The sequence below is a fragment of the bacterium genome (genome assembly GCA_036382775.1).
Taxonomy (GTDB): domain Bacteria; phylum Hydrothermota; class Tepidihabitantia; order SM23-42; family JAOAFX01; genus DASVHD01.
In genome coordinates this window covers 1-19,915 of record DASVHD010000016.1, presented here as the reverse complement: position 1 = coordinate 19,915, position 19,915 = coordinate 1, and the positions used below count along the sequence as shown (strand labels likewise).

The 19,915-nt window shown below is 52.1% G+C and carries 14 protein-coding genes; 3 read left to right on the top strand and 11 right to left on the bottom strand.

Features of this window, described 5'->3' with window-relative positions; all coding sequences use genetic code 11:
• Positions 1-56: 56 nt before the first annotated feature.
• From VF399_02765 to cooS, 10 genes are all read right to left on the bottom strand, one after another.
• On the bottom strand, positions 57-1,232 hold the full coding sequence (locus VF399_02765; GenBank protein HEX7319264.1) for a WG repeat-containing protein: 1,176 nt from the start codon (positions 1,230-1,232) through the stop codon (positions 57-59).
• A gap of 19 nt (positions 1,233-1,251) precedes the next feature.
• A complete protein-coding gene (locus tag VF399_02760; protein HEX7319263.1) occupies positions 1,252-3,219 on the bottom strand; it encodes a tetratricopeptide repeat protein in 1,968 nt (655 codons plus the stop codon).
• A gap of 43 nt (positions 3,220-3,262) precedes the next feature.
• Positions 3,263-4,990, bottom strand: coding sequence for a M48 family metalloprotease (locus tag VF399_02755; GenBank protein ID HEX7319262.1), 1,728 nt, complete (start codon positions 4,988-4,990; stop codon positions 3,263-3,265).
• Positions 4,991-5,080: 90 nt separating this feature from the next.
• The gene (locus VF399_02750; protein ID HEX7319261.1) at positions 5,081-5,791 is read right to left on the bottom strand and encodes a hypothetical protein; all 711 of its coding nucleotides are present in this window, start codon (positions 5,789-5,791) and stop codon (positions 5,081-5,083) included.
• A gap of 306 nt (positions 5,792-6,097) precedes the next feature.
• A complete protein-coding gene (locus tag VF399_02745; protein HEX7319260.1) occupies positions 6,098-8,872 on the bottom strand; it encodes a CHAT domain-containing tetratricopeptide repeat protein in 2,775 nt (924 codons plus the stop codon).
• Entirely contained in the window at positions 8,872-9,738 is an 867-nt protein-coding gene (locus tag VF399_02740; GenBank protein HEX7319259.1) for a hypothetical protein, read from the bottom strand. Before VF399_02740 ends, VF399_02745 begins: the two co-directional genes overlap by 1 nt.
• Before the next feature lie 572 nt (positions 9,739-10,310).
• Positions 10,311-10,805 (bottom strand): hypothetical protein, encoded by a 495-nt coding sequence (locus VF399_02735; GenBank protein HEX7319258.1) that lies wholly within the window; start codon positions 10,803-10,805, stop codon positions 10,311-10,313.
• A complete protein-coding gene (locus VF399_02730) occupies positions 10,805-11,077 on the bottom strand; it encodes a type II toxin-antitoxin system RelE/ParE family toxin (GenBank protein HEX7319257.1) in 273 nt (90 codons plus the stop codon). Before VF399_02730 ends, VF399_02735 begins: the two co-directional genes overlap by 1 nt.
• A complete protein-coding gene (locus VF399_02725) occupies positions 11,064-11,273 on the bottom strand; it encodes a hypothetical protein (GenBank protein HEX7319256.1) in 210 nt (69 codons plus the stop codon). Before VF399_02725 ends, VF399_02730 begins: the two co-directional genes overlap by 14 nt.
• 403 nt (positions 11,274-11,676) lie before the next feature.
• On the bottom strand, positions 11,677-13,578 hold the full coding sequence (gene cooS / locus VF399_02720; protein ID HEX7319255.1) for an anaerobic carbon-monoxide dehydrogenase catalytic subunit: 1,902 nt from the start codon (positions 13,576-13,578) through the stop codon (positions 11,677-11,679).
• A 328-nt stretch (positions 13,579-13,906) separates the two neighbouring features.
• On the opposite strand from cooS, the gene VF399_02715 reads away from it, so the two are divergent.
• The 3 genes from VF399_02715 (at position 13,907) to VF399_02705 (ending at position 19,415) form a co-directional block, all read left to right on the top strand.
• Positions 13,907-14,485 carry a rubrerythrin family protein gene (locus VF399_02715; protein ID HEX7319254.1) on the top strand — a complete coding sequence of 193 codons (579 nt, stop codon included), beginning with the start codon at positions 13,907-13,909 and terminating at the stop codon, positions 14,483-14,485.
• 239 nt (positions 14,486-14,724) lie between these two features.
• On the top strand, positions 14,725-17,718 hold the full coding sequence (locus VF399_02710) for a S8 family serine peptidase (protein ID HEX7319253.1): 2,994 nt from the start codon (positions 14,725-14,727) through the stop codon (positions 17,716-17,718).
• 293 nt (positions 17,719-18,011) lie between these two features.
• Positions 18,012-19,415, top strand: coding sequence for an Ig-like domain-containing protein (locus VF399_02705; GenBank protein ID HEX7319252.1), 1,404 nt, complete (start codon positions 18,012-18,014; stop codon positions 19,413-19,415).
• 166 nt (positions 19,416-19,581) lie between these two features.
• Here VF399_02705 and VF399_02700 read toward each other — a convergent pair.
• The coding region (locus VF399_02700) for an FAD-dependent oxidoreductase (GenBank protein HEX7319251.1) at positions 19,582-19,915 on the bottom strand (334 nt) is incomplete at its 5' end.

Below are 19,915 nucleotides of genomic sequence, written 5' to 3'. Positions count from 1 at the left end.
TTCGAAGGAATGCGACATCTGGTCATATGTTCCCCCTTAACTCAAATACCCACTGGTCAATCTTCAAAATATTCCCGGCCCCGGCAATCGATAAACCCCCGCTCCCCGTGGTAGAGCACCGGGATTAAGCCCTGGTACGTCGTTAAGATATCGTCATATTTTATTGATGCCACTATTCCACCCGTCGCATTGACCAACCCGTACTTACCATCCATTTCAATCCTGAAGAGCCCATCGCCCATGATATAAGCCGACGTATAGGTCAGTGGTATAATCACCTTTCCTTTTTTATCGATAATCCCAACTCCGCTGTCTACTCCCGCCACCGCAAGACCCCATGCAAAATCGCCGGCATGATCATACCGAAACGGGATCTTAATCTTTCCCTTCGTGTTAATATAGCCGTATTTACCATTATTCCTTACGGCCGCTAATCCCTGACTGAAACACGCCGCCTGATCGTACTTTGGCTTGATAACAAACCGGCCGTGGCCATCAATATAACCCCACTTGTTTTTTATTTTCACGGCCGCAAGATTTTCACTGAACGACCCAGCTCCGTCATACTTTAAAGGTATGACCATTTTCCCCGCGGTATCGACAAAACCGAATTTCTTATCGCTCCGCACCCAGACCAGACCATCACTAAAAAATCCAGCTGCATCATCATAGATAGGCGGACTGATTTCGTGACCCTGGTCGTCGGCGAAACCGTACTTATCGCCAAGCAGCACCAGGGCAAATCCACCGTAGAAGTTGCTTACCCCTTCATATTTCACTGGCAGTATCGTCCTGGTGGCGCGGTCTATTACACCCCACTTTCCGCGGTAATTGACCGCGGCCATACCGTCGCTGAATTCACCAACATCATCATATATCGCCGGTTGGAATTCCTTGCCGTACCGGTCAACAAATCCCCAGTATCCCTGAAAGCAAACTTTCGCTGCGCGGTCCTTAAATATCCCGGCATTATCATAGATGAACGGCACTGCAATATTGCCGAGGGTGTCGATAAATCCGAATTTTCCATCGAGCACTACCAGGGCTCGGCCTTCCGTAAACAAGAAAGCCTGGTCATACTGCGGCTGGATAATGAGCGTCTTATTGCTGTCGCAGTATCCCCATAAAGTGTCTTTCCGGTAGGGAATCAGGTTTGGCAGACGTACATTCTGCGCCGACAATCCAAGCGCCAGCACGATGAACGTAATGCCCATCCTGAAAGGTTTTGTCACGGATCGCCTGCTGCTGAACCTAAAATCTGGTCCCGAACTGGATAAAAGGCGAGATCCTCTCCTGCACTTCATAAGAGCCGGATGTTTCCTGCCACGCGTATGTGCGTTCGTAAAGAAAATTCACTGATAAAAGCTCACCCACGAGCTTTATACCAGCCAAACCGGCGACGTACGTATTTTCATCCATCGTCGTCAGAGTTGACATATCATCGAACTGGTATTTGTAGAAAAACCCCTGGAGCTTAACATAGGGAATATCATCGCCGACAATGCCGCGGCAGGAAAAAACGCCGCTCTCTGGCACGCCGGAAACGCTCTGGAGATCGACCGTCAGTTTGATGACCGGTCCCAGCTGCAACCCCGTCATTGTATACATACCGGTCCCTGCGCTCTGATAATCCGCCAGCATCGTGCTGACCGCGTTAGATCCGTATTGTTTGCGGTTCTTTTCATAAAATGCATCAAAAGGCGCCGGGACAAAATCCGCAGCCAGGAACAATCCCGCGCCGAACAGCGAAAAAGAAAAGGCACGCGGTGAAAGACCGCCAAAATGCAGCATCAGCCCCGACATATCACCAAACCCGTGTTCCTGGATCTTGGCTCCTTCGGTCACGAACAGGAAGTGGAACTTCCCGCTTGAAGCCAGGTAGACCAACGCGTCCCCGCCGACGACCTTGAGTTCGTTATCGGCATCCTGCGCATAGGTACAACCCAGTTCAAAACGCTGGAAAACATCTTCCGGGTACGGAGCCCAGCGGCCAAGGAAAGCATGTCCGGCGATAACGCCCCGGTCCTTGAAATCATTGAGCATGCCATGTATCCCGATGGTATTGGTTGGCGTCTGCAGCGTGAAAAGGCCGCCCAACTTGCGGTTATTTTCGTCAGCCTGGTTAAAATAACTGCGCACGATCAAGCCGTACCCGAGCGTGTAGTCCCGAACCACGCCGAACCCCGCGTGAACCGGAAGGTTCGGATGCCCGATCCTAACGTTCTGGAAGATCTTGGTGTAATCCAGTTCCTTCTGCCTCATATCGCCGTTCTGATTGAAGAAAAAACCCAGCGACAACTTGAAGCCGAGCCAGTTCATATCCATTTCCGGAGCCGAGGTCAAGGCCAGCCAGAGCGTGGAATCGCTGTCAACGCTTGCAAATCCCAATCCCAGATTGAGGTCGAACGGCTTGCGCATGGCCATGAGCGCCCGTCGTTCTTCGGGACGGACGAGCTTATCGATAATGATATCCAGTGTGCTGACAATGAACGGGATATCAGCCTTTTCCCCGCGCAGCGGCAGGATACCGCTCAAGTCGAGGTCTTTTAATTCCGGTTTTAACCTGAAAGCGATTTCTTTTTCAACCGCGGCCTGTTCCAACATCCCTTTTCTTTCCAGCACGTAGCTGTAATAAAGATGGGCTGCCGCATACGTCGAATCCATTTCCAGCGCGCTTAAAAAGAAACCTTCAGCGATGGAATCGCGTCCCTGGGCCAGAGCTACCACGCCCAGACCGCAAAAAGGAACGGGGTTGCCAGGATCGAGTATCTGGGCTGTGCTATATTCGGCTATCGCCTTCTCGGTATCGCCGCTCCGGTAATAAAGATGACCCAGATTTATCGCGATGGCTGCCCGCTCGGGATGCAGCTGGCGCTGCTCCGAAAAAAAAGCAAATGCTTGTCTGCTGCCGCCGGTCTTCGCATAATAATCTTCTATTAAGTAATATGCGTCGGTCAGCGTGGAATCGTATTCCACCGCTTTTTTTAGGTGCGGAAGGGCTTCCTGATACTGGTTGTTTTTCCCGAATGCGGTTCCTAATGCCAGACGGTATATGCCGACTTCGGGCTGGAGTTTTACCGCATAAGTGTACTGCTGGATCGCTTTCTGGATATCTCCCGCGTCATACGACTCGACTCCCTTGACAAAATAATTCTCTGCGATGTCCACACCAGCGGCTATTACGCCGGTCAATATCACAAGGATCGCCGACCGTTTCATGATACCTCCTTCGTGAGCGACCCAACACCGATCGTTTGAGCGGTCACTTGTTCGCCTCCACCAGCTGCAGTCCATTGACGTAACCGCCGCTGACTCCTACCATCAGACCGACCCGGCCGTAGACCCACTGCTCATCGCTCTTCTGCTGGATGATGTCGTCGGGAAGCCCGTACGCAGCCTGAACATCCGCAACGGTCGAACCGATCTTGATGCCCTTGGCCGTCGCTCCCTGAAATGCCCCTTCGGCAAGCACGCCGCTCACCAATTTTTCGCGGATAAAGACCAGGATTCCCGGCACATCATACTCAAGGGCGATGATCTTTTCCAGGACGATCCGGTTGCCCGGTTCACCAAACAGTCCGCGCACGTCATCTTCGATCATGCCTATTTTCACACCGGCCAGGCATGTTTCAGGCTCTACCCCGTACACCGGCGATTTGAATTTGCTGTCCAGCGCGGTCAGATGTTTAACAGCCTCGCCGCTGAAACCGGACACGTCGAGGAGCTCCTTCCAGGTATCGATCGCCAGTTCTTTCTGACCGGCCTTTTCAAACGTAAGGGCGAGGTTGTACCTTGGCAAGGGCCAATAAGCGTTCAGGTCCAGTGCTTTTTTATATGCGTCGGCAGCGTCCTCATAGCTTTCTTTTAAAAACAGAATATTGCCGAGATTGTTATAGAAAAAATGCTGCCCCTCATTGCCCTCCAGGGCTTTTTTTGTGAATTCCAGCGCCCTGTCATATTCGCCGTTTAGTGCCGCGATTATCCCCATATTCCCGTTGTACACGATATTATACGCAGTATCGATCTCGACCGACCTCCGGAATGCTTCCTCGGCTTCGATCAGCTCCTCGGGTTTTCCGCGCAGAACATCCTTGGGTTGTTCGTAATAAGTTATCATATAACGGACCGGCGGCCCCTCGACCTTGGCTATGGCCTCGAACAAATAGGCGGTCCCCAGGTTCGTCCAGCCGGTCGCGCTGTTGGCGAACGTCGAGGTGAATGCCCGGAACGCCGAAATGGCGTCCGGGTAACGGCCTTCAGCCAGTGCCGCGACCCCGTAGTTGAACTGGTCAAAATCCCGTTCGATCTGAGCCCTTACTTCGTACAGCCGCGCGATCCGCTCGGTCATTCGAGGATGGTCGGCGTACATCTCGTCGCCGGGCGCTGTTTCACCGTACGTTTCCCGCACTTTTTTGTAAAATTTGATGATCGATTCAAAATCATAGCCGGCCCGCATCGCGTACAAGATGCCGTATTCATCGGCTTCGAATTCCTGCTCGCGCACGTAGCCCAGCTCGAGGATGCGGGCAATGTCTGTCGGTATCTGGGAGGGCTGTTCTTTCATGAAATTATTAAGGCGCGCCCATGCGACCGAATGCCGCAGATAGACGTGGGCGATCTCATGACCGATGATGCCCGCGATCACCGAGCGTGAGCCTTCATCGCGCAAAGAATCGAGGAAATCCAGCATCCCCAGCGTCACGTAAACGGGGCCGGCGGGCAAAGCGAAGGCGTTCACGACGTCGCTCTTCAGGATCCGGCACGGAAAGATCTGCCGCACGTCCGAGGCCTTCATGATATCCTCGACTATCGGCTGCAGGCGATCCAGCAGTACCGGGCTATTCAGCACGCCATCCTCGGCTTCGATCTCCTTTGCCGCTTCCTCGCTGATCTTGACGACGAACGCGGGACCTTTGCCGACATCATCGCAAAAACCGATAGAGGTCACAAAACAAACACCGCATAACAGGGAAAGTAAAGATATCTTCATTGCCACCCCCAGGCCTTGATCATATGGTTCCGGCACCATTGAAACGGCTGGCAATCCCTCCCCTTTGCAGGGGAGGGATTGCGCACTTTTTTAGTCAGTGATCGTCCATTCGTAGGTTTCGTCTTCGTACAGCTCGACCCATTTCGGACCCCAGAACCAGTTGTTAGGTTCGGTATAGGGCGCTTCGGCGTACAGCTTGGTCGTGCCTTCCCAGATCTTGTAAAACGCGTAATAACCGCTGTACAGACGTCCTTTGTAATATCCATCAACGTAAATATCGACAAAATACGATGACTCGTTGATGATCTTCACCCAGCCATAGCCGCGGGTCGTGGCCGCGACCGCGTCATATTCCTTCGCCAGCTTGGTGAATTCATCGGCTTTCGCCTTGTTACCCAGACCGAAGACGGCATCGCTATAAATGTCGCTTACCGCCTTGGCCAGTTTCACGTTCTTCTGCTCCTTGGCGATATCACCGGCTTCGTTCACCAGCGCTTCGCCCGTAACCGCCGGGCTCTTCTTCCCCGCGTTCTTTTCCGCGTAGATCAGCATGAGCGCCGATGCCAGCATGCTGTTACCGTCTTTCAGATGACGCGCATCGTCGATCATCGACCCGATATCAGCCAGAAAATTGTAATCGGGATTGATCTCATCCTGGATATTCACGTACTTGAGCTTGACCACTTCCTTTTTCCCGGCCCCGACTTTTTCCCCTGGTCCTTTTGCCTGGGCAATCACGAGCCCCGGTATGACCAATGCGGCGATCATTACGATCGCCAGTGTCTTTGTTATGGCTTTCATGCATCCTCCTTTTTTAGATTAGCCATTCGTTGTTTTGGCTTAAAGCCAAAACCGTGGATCCCGCAGAAATTTTCGCGGAAAACCGCAGAGATACTTCTTAATTATTTCCCAACCTCATAACTTCTCAACTTCATAACTTCACCGTTTTCCATCCCCATATCCCCTTACCCATATGCTTTTTCATATCCTCCAATCCTCACAACCTCGCATCTTCATTCTTTTTCACCGCTGCATCCCATGACTACAGGCACTTTGTGCCGTGTCTACAGCCGCAGGCGTATCTGCAGCGTCAGCGTGTTTTTTCATTCATCTCCAGTCCCCGATCACCACGAACGGCGCCCAGTAGAACGGTTCAGCATAATATTCGCTTTTCATCAGCCGGCGCTGAGCCGCGCACAGCGCGCCAGCTTTGTCATGATCCTTCAGACGCTCATAGAAATCCACCATGAGCAGGGCGGTTGAGGCATCGCTCACCTTCCACAGCGAGGCGACCACGGACGCGGCGCCAGCATAGATGAATGCCCGGCTCAAGCCGGTCAGCTCATCGCCCGCGCCGTACTTTCCGGTTTCGGCGAAGGTTTTTAGCCGCCCGGTTTCACAGGCGGAAAGTGTAATCAGGTAAGCGTGCGCCGCCAGATTGAAGATCTCGCGTACTTTCAGGTTGCCGTCCTCGGCCGGATCCGCCCCCAGCACGATGCGGGAATCAAGCGGTGATTCTTCGTCAAGCTTGCCGTGCGTGGCAAAATGGATAATGTCGAACGAATCGAGCAGGCGCTTGGCACTGCTTTCGGTGGGCAGGGGAAGAACGCTGTCCCGGTCTGAAAATACTATGACCTTGGGAAAAACCCGGTGCGCCAGAAGCGAGTCTTTCTCGATATTCGTGCCCGGCAACGGCACGTCGAACCAGTCGGGGTGTTCGGCAAAATCCGATTTAGCAAAAACCACAGCGCGGTCTTTCTGCCGTGTGTTCCGCCGGTGCGCGATCTCGAAGACCGAGGCCGAGGGTACGTAAAAAATATCGTGGTCCTCGATCAAAAGCCGGCGGGGATCTTCCCGCGTAACGAGCAATGAGAAGGGCAGGTGATGAAGCACGCCGTGAGGGACTATCCCCACCCGTTTGGCCGACGCCAGGTCAGAATACACCGGCGAAAGCAAGGTGTTAAAGAGCATTCGCCCGTAGGGAGCATAGTTACCCTTGCGCCTGACCTCGCGCCGTAAAGAGTCCACGGCCTGATATATGACGGCCGGATCCTTGCCCAGCGGCAAAACGCTGATCTTCTTGTTCCTCACTACGAATACGAATCCCTTGCGGACGCCAAGAAAATACTCCACGAACGCCGTGCTGCTGTCCAGGACCGATTGCAGACCGCCGACATCGACCGGCCGGGCCGACCTCAGCGCCGCGTATTCGGGCCACAGCCGCGCCAGGCTGTCAGTCACCCGGACGTGCTCCACGATCGCGGCCGGCTGCTGGGGACTGCCCGTTAAATATTCCACCTTCCGCGCCAGGCGCTGCTCCTTTTCGATCAAAACGCGCACCCCGGGATCAATGTCATCCCGCTTGCTCAAATCCACGCTGCCGACCAGATCAAGGAAAGCCCGGGCTTTCGCTCTCTCGGCCGTGTTGAATGCGCTGACCGCGTCGCCCTGGTCGCAATACAGACTGACCAGTTCCTCATAGACTTTGATCTTATCCTCAAAATACGTCGACCTGAATTCCTGGCTTGTTATATTACCGCGCAGCGCCTCGATGCGGTCAACCGCTGAGCACATTGACTGGATCGCATCGTTCGTCCTGCCGGCACCCTGCTGCGCGCGACCCAGGTTGGAGAATAGCCCGACTTCCCAGTCCTGGCGCTTTAGTTTCTTTACAGTACTCAAAGCTGTCTGGTACCAGATTATGGCACTGTTATAGTCACCTTTGGCCAGTGCGCAGTTGGCCATATTGCCCATCACCTTGGCAATGCCAACGCTGTCGTGCCAAAAAGTATATATGTCAAGGGCAGACCGGAATTGTTTCATGGCGGCATCGTAATTATGCTCCTTTTCATAGACAATGCCTGCATTATTGACAAGGCTCGCTTTCTGAATATCTGAAACTGCTGTTTGCTGCGCCTGTTCATAATAATACAAAGCACTATCGTACATCGCGGTGAACAAATGGGCCTGGGCGATACTCTCGAATACCGAGACCTTGCCCATGCGGTCGTATGAACCTTCAAATATTTTCCGTGCTGCCGTGAAGTTCTGCAAGGCATCGTGGTATTTGCCCATCTCAAGATATAACCGGCCAATGTACATGCACAGTTCGGCTTCGCCCAGCACGCTCTTTTCATTACCTCTTGCCGCCTTCACCAGGTCTAACGCCCGGAAGAAACAGTCGAGCGCGGCGGTGTAATCTGAAAGTTTCCGGTGGATGTTCCCGGCTTCGCGCAGGCAATCGGCTGCGCCCTTGCCGTTATTCAGCTGTCGATAAGACCGCTGCGCCTTACCCAAGTACAACAGAGCGCTGTCCGCCTCGCCGGCATTTTGGAAAAGCGACGCGCTGTGGTAATAACTGTCGGCCATCCCCCGTTCATAACCGATCGCCGCTGAAATCGCCAGCGCTTCCTGATATTGCCCGCGTGCCCTGTCGTATTGCCGTCCGTCCTCATAGACCTGGCCCCTGTTCAGGTAAACAGCCGCCTCGTCTTTTCGGTCATCATCGGTAGGGTCCTTGATCTTTTGCACCAGGACCAGCGCCCGGTCGTAGTATTTAATGGCTTTATCGGGCGTCCCGCGGTACACGGACAGGCTTCCCAGGTTGATGGCAATCCTGGCCTCCCCGCGCCGGTCTTTGATCTTTTTGAATATCGATAACGCATCGTTGTAATATACGTAAGCTTTATCGAACGCGCCATAACTGAACCGGATGTTACCCAGGCCTTTCAAACAGGCGGCCTTATCCGCGCCCTGGGCGGTCGCCAGGACGCCGGTATAAATGCTTTCCGCTGACGCGTAATTCTCGATGTCGAATAATGAATCCGCCTTTTGTACTCTTAAGTCTAACGAGGCAGCGAAAATAAAGACGGCGATCAGCATCACTGTTTGAGTTCCCGGTACTGGTCAAGATGACTATTTGCCGCTGCCTGTACGCCAAGCTTTGTGTACAAAGTACACAATGCCTGGTGGATCACCGCGGCATCCGGCTTTTGCGAGAGCAATATCTCATATTGTTCGATCGCGTCGGCGATCAATCCCTTTTTCTCATAGACCTGGGCTTTTAGCAAATGAAGCGTGAATGGATCACACTTCTGCGCGGCGATCTGTTTAAGCAAAGTCTTTACGCCTTCGATATCCTCGGGTTTCAAGATCTTCACGAACCGCGCTACGGACCCGACCGTGTCGTTTCCTTTGATCGCGCTTACTTTTAGCATGTAAGAACCGGGGTCAAGATCATTCATGGTCTGGGGATAAGCCAGAAATGTATCGACCGTGATCACGCTCATGACGATATCACCCATTTTCTGGAAAACCGCCACGTAAGCCTGGGCGTCCGGCCGAGAACTCCACAGCAATTCGGGTCGGCTGTCCATCAGCGCCGTATTGCCGGGTTTATAGATAACGAAAGAATCCTCCGGACCCCTCACCATCAGTTTCCTCGTCCCGGCCTCATTCTCCGTGACGAACGCGAACAGAACTGACGCGTCACCCGCGGTCGCGCCGGCGCCGTCATTCGCTTTGCCCCTGATCGTATCCGGTACCGCGCCCTTTATTTCCATCTGCGCCTGATCGTTTATCGCCAGGATCTTTCCGTTAGCGTAAAGAACCGTGGCCTTTGATCCAGACCCGGTCTTCAAACTGTCGCCGTCAAATAGTACGCCCAGGAGCTGAGCCATGGACTCCTGGCCGTCGGATCTTTTTACAATGCGGACATCACCTTCGAGGGCCGTGATCTTAGCGGTCACTGGTTCATCCGCGTAAATAAACAACGCTGAAAAAAACAACATCATGAGTCAGAATTTCATTTATCTCCTTGCTGGATTCACAAAGAAACTGTCTGCGAATTTACCCCAATTATATTGATAAAACCGACGTTGTCAACGGTTTGCATCCATGAATCCTATAACAAATCCCCTCCCTTGATGGCTTCAACAAATTTGGATAAAAGATACTGGTGTCCCTGTGGGGCAACCTAAGGATTAAACCCATACCTTATTCCTCTCCCTTTAAAAGGAACATCAAAAAATTGAACATCAAAAATAATTGGTGTCCCTGTGGGAGAGGGGACTTATGAAATAAGTAAAATGGGGAATCCAAAGGTGACCTGGCGGCGTTCGCTGAAAACTCCCGATATTTCATGGGGTTTGAGGGTGTCCGCAAAAGAGCGTCGGTCTCACATACCGAAGGTCGCTGGTTTTCTGCTTTTACATCCCTCCCTCTGCCTGCCCCGTTAGATGCAGAGCATCTAATCGGGATCATTGCGAGCATGCCTCGTGCAAAGCAATCTTATCTTTCTCTCTGTCATTGCGAGTTCCGCTTAAGCGGGACGAAGCAATCTCAATTTCTTATTGACTTTAATAATAATCTTATGAATAAATTTCATTGTTGACTTTACTTTGCTTTTTCTAAGATCAAAGAGCAAATCGGCAATTGACCCGTATCTCAGACGATGATTTTTATAAAATATGTTCGGTGTTTTGATTTCATTAAGCAATTTAACGTTAATACGATTTCCATTAAGTTCCTTTGACCAACATAGTACTATTTTTTCTAGATCATGTCCCAACTCTCTTCTTGGTTTTAAGAGCGGTTTGAACCGTTTGAAATCTTTGAATAGAAGTAATGATTTTAGAATATTTTCAAGTTCTTGGCAAATCAAATGGCGGTAGACATAGTTAAATCTGTTCTTTTGATTTAATAACATGGCAGCGAGAATGAAATCCTTTCCTTTTTGATACATGGATGTTGCGACTTTTTTTTGACTATATGAATTTAGATGGTTGAGCTTAGCTTTCCCTTGTATTATTGTCATTACAATTTCATGAAGCGGTAAACATCTTTGCGATGTCTTATATGATAGATGGTTATTGTTCTTGCACCTGCATCTACATGATAAACAACCCGGTAATCACCGATGCGCAAACGATAAATATGCTCCGTGGCCTTGAGTTTTTTGGAGTGAGCAGGGTAAGGATTTGTTACTAAGTCTTCAATTCCTCTTATGATTCGGCTGACAAACTGCTTGTCGATTCTCCGCAGATCGCTAATCGCCGATTTCTTCCATCGAATTTCATAGGAGCCCATTTTTCTTCAATTTTTTCTTAAGGTCATAAAAACTAACCGTCTCTTCATCGCGCCGCTCGGCGACAATGGCAAGGTCATGAATGTCTTCAAGAAGTTCCTCGTATTTTTCGATTGGAACAATGATTGCGGATTTTCTTCCTTTATCATCCACGATATATTTCTTCTCAATCTTTCTCAAAATATTCATTGCTTTCATGGTCTATTATACCGATAGGTAAGTATATGTCAAGCGTAAAACTTTAATTATGAACTCATTGGTTTCACGTTTCTTCACCTCTCCCCTTTGCCTGCCCGATTAGATGCAAAGCGTCTTATTGTGGTCATTGCGAGCAATCATCGTGCGCAACCTTACACCCCCTCCTTTTTCCTCCCCCCTCGAGGGGGAGGGTAAGGGTGAGGGGGATAACTGGAGTCCCGAGGAAAGAGGGGAAGCAATCTCATCCTTTATTAGGATATGGATATGGGGTCAAATTTCCTTAATGCAATAGTAATTCTTACCGAATCATTGAAAGCATAATCGAATTGCGATCTATTGAGACGAACAAGGTGCGGGGAGGACATATTTTAATAATTAAAATGTATTGTGAAAAGAGCTCAGGTCAGATCCCCAGTTTTTTCCTTTTTGCTTCGATATGCGCCAGAATCATGTCAACGGCCTTGACCGCGTCGGTTTCCACGCTCAGGATCCCGCCGGTCACCGATGGCAGGTCCTGGGTCAGCAATTTCACAAGATTGGGCGCGCCGGTCACGGTTGGCACCGGATTGACATACGTGTATAGGCCGAATGCCAGCGCGAAGATCGCGTCGATCGTGGCTTTTTGTTCCATGTATTCAGGTGCAACGGCGGCCACCGGCAGGTCGGTCACGGGCACGCCACCCAGGGCTTCGGAAATTGCCTTTAACAGGTCGGCCAGCCTGCCCGTATCTGTGCAGGTCCCGTAGCTAAGCACCGGCGGCACCCCCAATGCCTCACATACCTTTTTCAATCCTGGCCCGGCAAGATCCTTTGCCGCCAGGCTGCACAGACCGGCAACCTGCATGGCTCCGTTGCCGCACCCCATGGAAAGCACCAGGACATCGCGCTTTATGAGTTCCCTGGCTACCTTCACGCTGTGCACATCCTGTCCCGAATCGCGCAATGAAGTGCAGGAGACAAGACCGGCCACGCCGCGCAAAGCGCCGCTCTTTATCGCGTCCAGCAGGGGCGCAAGCGTGCCGCCAAGGGCTTCAAGAATGCTCTCCGTGGAAAACCCCACTACCGCTTCTTTCACCGGCATGCCTCTTAGCGGCTCGATCTTTTTGCGGCGTACCTTGAAATTATCGATCGCCATAGCCAGCAGCTGCGCGGCCTGCTGCTCGGCCTTTTCCGGCGCGTAGTTTATCCGCTCGTCAATGCCTTCGAACGCGACCAGTTCGCTGACCGGCACCAGCTTGAACATATATTTCTGCGCGTACAAGGGATCGACCGGCATGGAACAGTTCATATCCGCGGCAAAAAGGTCGACACAACCGCTGGACAGGACCGCTTCCTGCATAATCCAGTTGCCGGTAAAACCGTAAAAGGTATCGTCCATTGTCCATCGCTGGATCATTTCCTGACCGGTTTCGATATTCGCGATAACGCGCAGGCCTTTGGCACCGGCTGCCTTTGCCTTTTCCTGCCACTGGGGTTTCCTGCCGAGCGTCACCATCGCGAAGCCGAGGAACGGTTCATGCCCGTTGGGCAGGACATTGACATAATCGGGATCCAGCACGCCCATGTCCACGCGCATGCTATGGGGTCTTGGTATGTTAAAAATGACATCCTGGCAATATTCGTTAACGATCTGGCTCTGGTACGCCATGGCGATGGCGAGCCTCATCGCTTTTTTCGCCAGGCTCACGTAAAATCCGTCCACGTTGGTAAGACACGAGCTCGTCGCCAGCATCATTTCGCCATAGACTCCGCCCGGGAAAATACCCAAGCGCCGCCATAAATCCTGGCGCTCGGCCGGAGCCAGTTTGCTCACGATCAGGCTGGGCTCATCGTAAGGCCGGCTAAATTCATTTTTTACAAAATCACAAAGACGCAGGGCGATGTCGCGGTCAGAACCGCCAACATCAAGCCCCAGCCGTTGGCAGAATAACTTAAGCTTTCCGGGTTCGGCGATTTTAAAAAGGGTCTTGGCTTCGGCAGTCGATCTAAGCGTTTTAACGGTCTGTTCGGTATGATAATGATAGGTAGAAGCGCCCATGACATTGCGCAAGAGCATCATGCGCATGGCCATGCCGTCGGCCGTGATACCGCAAACGCCCCGCTTATCGATCGACGCATCAGCGCGGCACGGCCCATTGGAACAGAGATCGCATCGCGTTCCGGCCATACAGAATGGACACCGCTTGTCCGGACTGCCCAGCCCCTGAGCCTCGTAGCGGTCCCAGATCGTATTCATGCCGTCTTTTTTTAACTTTTCATATGCCCTGATCACCGACTCGTGCTGCGAAATTCTCGATTTGTCCATAAAAATTCTCCTTTCTTTGTCAATCTATGCAACAATGGTATATAACTATAGCGTAAAAGCATAATAACGTCAAGTATATGAACGCATGTCGTTGCGAGTTCGCCATGTAGTGTGGCGGATGCGAAGCAATCTCATCTTCATGTTTACGCCATTGCCGGAGATTGCTTCGTCTCCCGCTTTTTTTTTATCAAAAATTAAGGATGCGGGATTCCTCGCAATGACAATCACAACGATGGATTAGATGATTGTTCGCACTCATTGACATGGACACGGTGATGGATACAATTGTCAGAATCCATAATAGGATCCAAGAGTTAGGAGGCAATTAATGGCTAAATCCCTAAAAGGAACAAAGACCGAAAAAAACCTGCTGGCGGCTTTTGCCGGCGAATCGCAGGCCAGGAACCGGTACACTTATTTCGCGTCGGCGGCTAAGAAAGAAGGTTATGAACAGATATCGGCAATCTTCCTGGAAACGGCTGAAAATGAAAAAGAACACGCCAAGGTATTCTTCAACTATTTAGAGGGCGGCGACGTCGAGATCACTGCCGCTTATCCAGCCGGGCAGATCAAAGAATCCAAGGCTAACCTCGAGGCAGCCGCGGCCGGTGAAAACATGGAATGGACGATGCTTTACGCCAACTTTGCGAAAGACGCTGAAAATGAAGGTTTTTCCGACGTCGCAGAATCCTTTAATCAGATCTCCAGGGTCGAGAAATTCCACGAATCAAGGTACCGCGCGCTGATCCAGGATATCGCTAAAAAAGAAGTTTTTAAAAAGACCAAACCGGTCAAATGGCACTGCCGCAATTGCGGCTATGTTTTTGAAGGCACGGAAGCGCCGGCGACCTGTCCAGCCTGCAAGCATCCTCAAGCCTACTACGAAATCCTGGCCGAGAACTTTTAGTATCGGTGGGGATAAAAAGACTCTACCCGGCTAGAGATGAAAGGTGCCGGATCCTTGACAACCCCTGCCAGTGGCATATAATGACCAGTTGACTACCGGTTTTATGCATTTTTCAATTGAATCCAAATACAAAAAAAGGAGGTACCTGGCACCACAGAACAAAATAAATGCGATGCATTCAAGCACCCAGATTTTTACCGGGCTGGGCATAGTCATTAGATTATAAAAAAGGAGAAATTATGCATTTTATATCAATACTCTTGGTGCTCTCGGTTCTGCCTCCGGTACCGGGCCAGATCACGCCGGACCTGATACCGGTCATGGAGAACGCTGTACCCGGGGAAAAGATCACCGTGATCGTGCACATGAACACCGAGTATCCATACGCGGCTGTTGAATCCATGCACTATACCGAGATCTGCGAGGTATTCAAGAATGTCGCGGAGAATTCGCAAAAGGATATCGTGAAGTTTATCCGTTCTCTGCCCGATGACCAGGCGAAAATGGGCGGCCAGTACTGGATCTTCAATGGTTTTCATGTCAAAGCAACCAAAGAAGTGATCCAGGAACTTGCCCGGCGTAACGATGTCTGGTTCATCTGCAATAACGGTACCGCGCAGATCATCGTCGAGAAAAACAGTGATAATTATCCCATGGTCGCCGAGTGGAACATCCAGAAGATCCAGGCTGATTCATGCTGGAATGCCGGTTTCAACGGCAACGGCATCATTGTCGGACATCTTGACACCGGGGTTCTGACGACCCATGCGGCGCTGACCGGCAAGTGGCTTTCGCCCTACTGGGTGGACGGCGTCAATGGCCAGTCTTCGCCTTATGATGATCATGGTCATGGCACGCATACCATGGGCACGATCTGCGGCGGCGATGGTTTTGGGACGTTTACGGATGACGTCGGCGTTGCTTATGGCGCAAGATTCATCCCCACCAAGGCGTTCAATTCAGGCGGCAGCGGTTCGTTCACGACGATCGACACCTGCATGAACTACCTGGCGAACCTTAAGGCCGGCGGCATCGACATCCGGGCGATCGGCAATTCCTGGGGCAATAACAATGGTTCGGAACTACACTGGTGGACGATCGTGCTGAACTGGAAAACGATCGGCGTCCTGCCGGTGTTTTCCAACGGCAACGCGGGACCTGGCGCGGGCACGGTCGGCGCGCCCGGCAGTTATCCCCTGTGTATCGGCGTCGGTTCGACCAATAGTTCTGACGCGGTTTCAGGTTACTCCTCGCGCGGTCCAGCGCCGAACATCGATCCCATTAACAACCCCACCTATTGGTATTATCCAACCTGGAACTTACTGAAGCCCGATGTTTCAGCGCCCGGTGAAAACGTTCGCTCCAGTTGGAACAACGGCGGTTACAACACGATCAGCGGCACATCCATGGCATCGCCCCATGTCACGGGCGGCACGGCCGTACTCCTCCATAAGAACCCCGGTCTGACCATTCAGGAGCTCTATGATCTGTTCAGGAATTACTGCGACCAGCCTTCGGGTTATACTTACCCCAACTATGATTATGGCTGGGGAAGGATCAACCTGTGGCGGTCCTTGCAGAATGTCCCGGCTGGCGGCATGCCAGCCATACCGACCCTGGTCGCTCCCTTCAACTATGCGCGCATACCCGTGTTGCAGCCTTCCGTATCATTCTTCTCGACCGACTCGAACGGGGACAACATCCGTTACCGGGTCCAGTGGGATGATAATATAGGTTTCGTGTCTCCCGACAGCGCGACGACATCCGATTATCCGAGCGGCAATATTGTGACTTTCACGTTCCCCTCGGCTTTAACCAATGGCGTCACATACTGGTGGAGAGTCAAGTGCACGGATCCCAGCGGCACTGGATACTGGACGCAGTACAGCAGCGCCCGGTCGTTCACTATCGGCACAAGTCTGCCGTCAAACACCTGTTCCTGGTACCAGACGACGAACGCCCAGTTTACCGCGGATTCGTTCTACCAGACCTATGTTGCCGGTGACAGCGTCGTACTTAACGGCGTCATGGACTATGACACTCTGCTCTCCCAGAACTTCGAATCATCCGGCAGTATCCCAGGGGGCTGGACCGTCGTCGACGGTAATGGCGACGGCTATATGTGGGAAGTCGGCACGACCAGCGACCTCGGTTCTTACACACCGCCCAGTTATGGCGTGCGCTATGCGTATTATTCGGACGACGATGCGGGTGATGGCGTGCAAAATAATAATGAAGAACTAATATCGCCCAAGATCTATTCCGGAGCCACCACATCGGGTCTTGAGATCATATATGGTTACGGATTCCAGGTATGGGAGACTGGTGAAAAATACCGCGTGAAGATGAGGCGTTTCACCGGCAGTTCCTGGTCTGCGTGGCAAGACCTGGTGGTGTACTCGGCAAGCGGCAGTGGAGTAGACACCGTCAATCTCGGTTCGTACCTGCCTTGTGACTCGCTCCAATTCGACTGGTTCTACTCGGACAGCTCGGCAAGCTCGCACTGGGGTTATGCCAACGCCGTTGATAACATCGCGGTAAGGGGCGGCGCGTTGATCCAGTTCGACAACGGAACTGCCAAGGGAACGGCCGCCGTGTTCCATGACCTCGCGACAGTATACCCGAGGACGCACTGGGGCGATGCGGTTTGGTGCAAGGCATCGGCTGCCGATTCCATCGGCATTCAGGTCGAGTATGGCAATGGTTCGACCTGGCAGCTCGTGCCCAACGGCGTTCTGCCGGGTAACTCCACGGGGTTTTTCACGATGGCCGCCACGGACACGATCGACCTGCATACACTGGACACCGTTACTTATAATACCCTGAGATTGAAAGCGCTGCTGATCCGCAAGATCTCTGAAGCACCCACGAACCCGGCGCTTCTCGACTTTGAGATCGGCAACCTGAACAACTACACGGGCGTGGCTGAATACAAACCGGCCGGCGATATCAGCGGTCCGATCTTCCGCGTCTGCCCGACTATCGCGAAGTCCAACCTTAAGATCTCCTTCGCCATAACCAACCCCAAGGCGGGTGTAGAACTAAAGGTTTATGACGCTGCGGGCAGGGCGGTCAAGACGTTCGAGTTCAAGAAACAGAACCTGCAATTGTTCAACGAGATCACATGGAATGCCACTGACGACCTTGGCCGCAAGCTGCCTGCCGGCATCTACTTCCTGGACTTCAAGAGCGGCGACTATAGCACGGTGGAAAAAGCGATACTCCTGCGATAGATCTCCCGGGATACGATCAGATAAGGACAGTTCAAGCCCTTACACCCCCTTTATCCCCTCCCTTGAAGGGAGGGGATAAAGGGGAGGGTGAAATTTTCTTCGCAGTGCACCTACGAACACCCCTTGACAATCCTTCAGTTTTAGCTATACTTATCTCCAGATACGGAGTATAGGCAAATAACACCTAAAATATATATCGATCCCTTCGTCAATGATTAATTAGAAAAAGATCAGTTGAAGAAGCGGTTTAGTTGATTTTTGCCTGATATCACTAACAAAGCAAGGAGGCTTTGATGAAGAAACTTTTGATCGGTGTAGCAATAGCGGTAGTCTTAGTATTCCTGGGATGCCCGTCAGAAAACGTATCGTATATCACGGTCACCCCGGATCCCGCGAACATCGGCAGCACGGAAACACAGCAATTCACGGCGACGGCGTACGACGCCGACAGCGTCGAGGTTGATGTCGATTTCACCTGGACATCCTCGAACACAGCAGTGGCAACGGTCGACGAGAACGGTCTCGCCACCGCGGTCGCGACTGGGACGTGTACGATCACGGCAGCATCCGGTGACGTGGAAGGAACGGCCGACCTCACGGTCACGTCCGGACCCACCTACCACAGCGGCACTATTTCAGCTGATGAGACGTGGTATGCCAGCGCAAACCCCCATATCATCCAGGGCGATGTTGATGTTTCGGGCAACGCGACCCTGACCATCGAAGCGGGCTGCATCGTTAGGTTCGAACCTGGTTATGAATTATATGCCGGTTATAATGGGGCGGGAGCGATCATCGCGAATGGGACTGCGACTGATTCGATTCTCTTCACATCCAATGTTGCTGCTCCTGCTGCCGGCGATTGGATGAATGTCGGACTTTATGAATACGCAATGAACACCTCGAGTTTCTCTTACTGCATTTTCGAATACGCCGGTTCATCCAGCGGTTATCCCGGCGCATTATACGGCGACGGGATGTCGTTCATGGATATAACCAACTGCACGATCAGTAATAGCGGCAACTACGGAGTGTACCTGACCGACGACGCGGGGTTCAGTTCCTTTTCCAATAATACCATTACGACCTGTGCCCAATATCCGCTGCGCATTAATGCCGAATACGCGCGCACGATCGGTACCGGCAACGCCATGACCGGGAACACGATCGGTGCCGTCCTGGTCTCGGGCGGGACTGTTCATACATCGGGCACGTGGATCAATCCCGGAATTGCTTATGTGATTGATAGTAACGTTGAAATCGCAGACGACAATACTGATCCGGTCATAACGATCGCTTCCGGGAATACGATAAGGTTCCAGCCCGATGTCGAATTATACACCGGGTACAGCGGAAGCGGCGGTCTGATCGCCGATGGCACGAGCGGCAGGATAACGTTCACCAGCAATGTCTCCTCGCCGTCTTCAGGTGATTGGATCAATATTGGGTTTTACGATTACTCGATCGATGCTTCCTGCCAGTTGATCAACTGCAATCTCGTATACGGCGGCGGCAGCGCGGGCTTCCCGGGGATAATCTATATCGATGACGCGATTCCTGAGATCACCGGTGATTCCATCGGCCACAGCGGGAATTATGGCATATCTCTATATGGAACCGCACACCCTGACAGTCTGACTCTGTTGAACGATAACACCTTCTATGATTGCCCGAGCGGAAATGTGTACCAGCCATAAAAGCGATCGATAATCCGGCAAATAGAAAAGGGGCGGTTAAACCGCCCCTTTTTTCATGCATAATTCTCTGAATAAATCTTTGAATTTTGGTATTTGGATTTAGAGATTATTTAGGATTTAGGATTTTGAAATTAGGACTTCGCCGAGCGATAGCGAAGGCGCTATCCTACCAGACTCCGGTCTTCAAATACTCGCTGATCGAATTGGCGGCAACACGGCCATCGCCCATTGCCAGGATCACGGTCGCGCCGCCGCGCACGACGTCGCCGCCGGCCCAGCACCCTTTCTTTGACGTCTTCATCGTTGCTTTATCCACCTCGATATTGCCCCATTTTGAAACCTTCAGATCGGGCGTGGCCTGCGGGATCAAAGGGTTGGGGCTATTACCGATCGCGCACACGACCACGTCGGTGGGCGAGATGAAGTTCGAGCCTTCGATCGGCACGGGCCGGCGCCGGCCCGATGCGTCCGGCTCGCCCAGCGCCATCCGGATCGAGCGG